Source organism: Bradyrhizobium sp. 17, from assembly GCF_023073515.1.
In the GTDB taxonomy this organism is placed as follows: domain Bacteria; phylum Pseudomonadota; class Alphaproteobacteria; order Rhizobiales; family Xanthobacteraceae; genus Bradyrhizobium; species Bradyrhizobium canariense_D.
This window is the reverse complement of the sequence record NZ_JADPJQ010000004.1, coordinates 1-2,671: the sequence shown is the minus strand read 5'-3', so window position 1 is coordinate 2,671 and position 2,671 is coordinate 1. Positions and strand designations below refer to the sequence as shown.

Here is a 2,671-nt window from a genome sequence, read left to right as displayed (position 1 = left end):
GCTAATAAGCGGACAACATCGCAAGCAGAACAGGGCGGCGGGGCTTCGGCTCCGCCGCTTTCTTTTTTGCCGCGATGAAGACGTCGTGCAGTGAGACGTAGGCGATGCATTCGAATGCATCCAATTGCTCACTCTGAGTTATGGTTGACAAGTAGCAAACACGCCGGCGCTGCACGAAAAAGCATCATTCTATCATGACGATACACAATGGCGTGATCCGGCTTTGATCGCGCATATGGTGAATCTGCACAAGGAGTGCCGCGACACGCTTCATGCTTTGTTAGCCCCAAACGTTCACCGTTCCGGCATCGATTAATCCTAATCGAAGTTTGTTGCGTTGCGTACCAGAAGGGTAACATTCAATGTCCGGTATCGTTCTCTCCTCATCGGTTCGTCAGAACCTGCTCTCCCTCCAGTCCACCGCTGATCTCCTCGCCACCACGCAGAGCCGTCTGTCGACCGGCAAGAGCGTCAACTCGGCCCTGGACAATCCGACCAACTTCTTCACCGCACAGTCGCTCGACAACCGCGCCAGCGACATCAACAACCTGCTCGATGGCATTGCCAACGGCGTGCAGGTGCTGCAGGCCGCCAACACCGGCATCACCTCGCTGCAGAAGCTGATCGACAGCGCGAAGTCGATCGCCAACCAAGCGCTGCAGACCACCGTCGGTTATTCCTCCAAGTCCAACGTCTCGACCACGATCTCGGGCGCGACGGCTTCGGACCTGCGTGGTACCACCAGCTTCACGAGCGCGAGCGCGCTGAGCAGCGTATTGTACGACGGTACAGCTGGCGGTACGCACGCTGCTGGTTCGGGCATCACGCTGGGCGGCGTTGTCGGCACCGATACTGGCACCGTCATCAATGCGGCGACGACTGGTGCCAAGCTTCTGAACGGTGCGGCTGCTGGCGATGCCAACGCTGGCGTTGCGGCAGGTGACACGCTCACCGTCAACGGCAAGACCGTCACGTTTGTTGCCGGCGACCAGCCGGCCACGGTGCCGACGGGTCTCACTCAGGTTGCCGCCTCTGCCGGCGTCACGACCGGCAACGTCTACACGGATGCCAGCGGCAATGTGTCGGTCTATCTCGGCTCCACCACGAAGGCCTCGATCGGCGACGTGTTGACGGCCGTCGATCTGGCGAGCGGGGTGCAGAGCAACGTTGCCGGCACTTTGACGCTCAACGCAGGCCAGACCGCATCATCCGTGAACGGCAGCGGTGCGCTTCTCTTGAAGAGCACGACAGGTTCTGATCTGAGCGTGACCGGCAAGGCCGACATTCTGAAGGCCCTTGGCCTGACCTCGGCGACCGGCGCAGGCAACGTCACGGCCACGGCGACCCGCACTACGAGCTCGGCGACCTTGTCGTCATTCGTTTCGTCGGGTTCGACCCTGAACGTCGATGGCCATGTCATCACGTTCAAGGATGCGCCGACGCCGGCTGCGGCTTCGCTTCCCTCGACGCAGGGCGTGTCCGGCAACGTCGTCACCGACGGCAGCGGCAACTCGACGGTCTATCTGCAGAGTGCGACGATTGCCGACGTGCTGAAGGCTGTCGACTTTGCCACGGGCGTGCAGACCTTCACGCTGAACGGCAGTGGCGGTGGTGCGCTTGCAACGGCAACGGGCCAGACCAACTCGTCGATCAACGCCTCCGGCCAGCTCAAGATCTCGACCGGCGTCAACGCCGACCTGTCGATCACCGGCACCGGCAATGCACTGCAGTCCCTGGGCCTCGCCGGCAACACCGGCACGTCCTCGGCGTTCACGGCGGCCCGTACTTCCGGCACCGGCGGCATCAACGGCAAGACCCTGACCTTCAGCTCGTTCAACGGCGGCACGGCGGTCAATGTCACCTTCGGCGACGGCACCAACGGCACGGTCAAGACGCTCGATCAGCTCAACACGCAGCTCCAGGCCAACAACCTGTCTGCGACGATCGACGCCAACGGCCTGCTCACGATCACGGCGACCAACGACTATGCGTCCTCGACGCTTGGGTCGTCGGCTGCCGGTGGTGCAATCGGCGGAACGCTGACCACTGCGTTGACGTTCTCGACCGCTTCCGCGCCTACGGCAGACGCGGTTGCCCAGACCGCCCGTTCGAACCTGGTCAACCAGTACAACAACATCCTGAACCAGATCGACTCGACCTCGCAGGACTCCTCGTTCAACGGCGTCAACCTGCTCAACGGCGACCAGCTCAAGCTGGTGTTCGACGAGACCGGCAAGTCGAGCCTCAACATCACCGGCGTGACCTACAACTCCAAGGGTCTCGGCCTCGCGGCGTTGACCAGCGGCGTCGACTTCATCGACAACTCCGCGACCAACAAGGTGCTATCGAACCTGAACGCGGCGTCGAGCACGCTGCGCTCGGAAGCCTCCGCTCTGGGTTCGAACCTCTCGGTGGTGCAGGTTCGTCAGGACTTCAACAAGAGCCTGATCAACGTGCTGCAGACCGGCTCGTCCAACCTGACCTTGGCCGACACCAACGTCGAAGCGGCCAACAGCCAGGCGCTGTCGACCCGCCAGTCGATCGCGGTCTCCGCGCTGTCGCTGGCCAACCAGTCGCAGCAGAGCGTGCTGCAGCTGCTCCGCTAATAAGCGGACAACATCGCAAGCAGAACAGGGCGGCGGGGCTTCGGCTCCGCCGCTTTCTTTTTTGC

The 2,671-nt window shown here is 62.2% G+C and carries 1 protein-coding gene; it reads left to right on the top strand.

Annotated features, from left to right (window positions below):
- The first annotated feature begins 362 nt into the window (after nucleotides 1–362).
- Complete coding sequence (locus IVB13_RS00030) at nucleotides 363–2,606, top strand: DUF1522 domain-containing protein (protein WP_247487229.1); 2,244 nt, start codon at nucleotides 363–365, stop codon at nucleotides 2,604–2,606.
- Nucleotides 2,607–2,671 lie beyond the last annotated feature (65 nt).

Bases quoted from the DNA above. Each gene is read 5' to 3' on its own strand.
- IVB13_RS00030 (WP_247487229.1), top strand. From the start codon at position 363: ATGTCCGGTATCGTTCTCTCCTCATCGGTTCGTCAGAACCTGCTCTCC.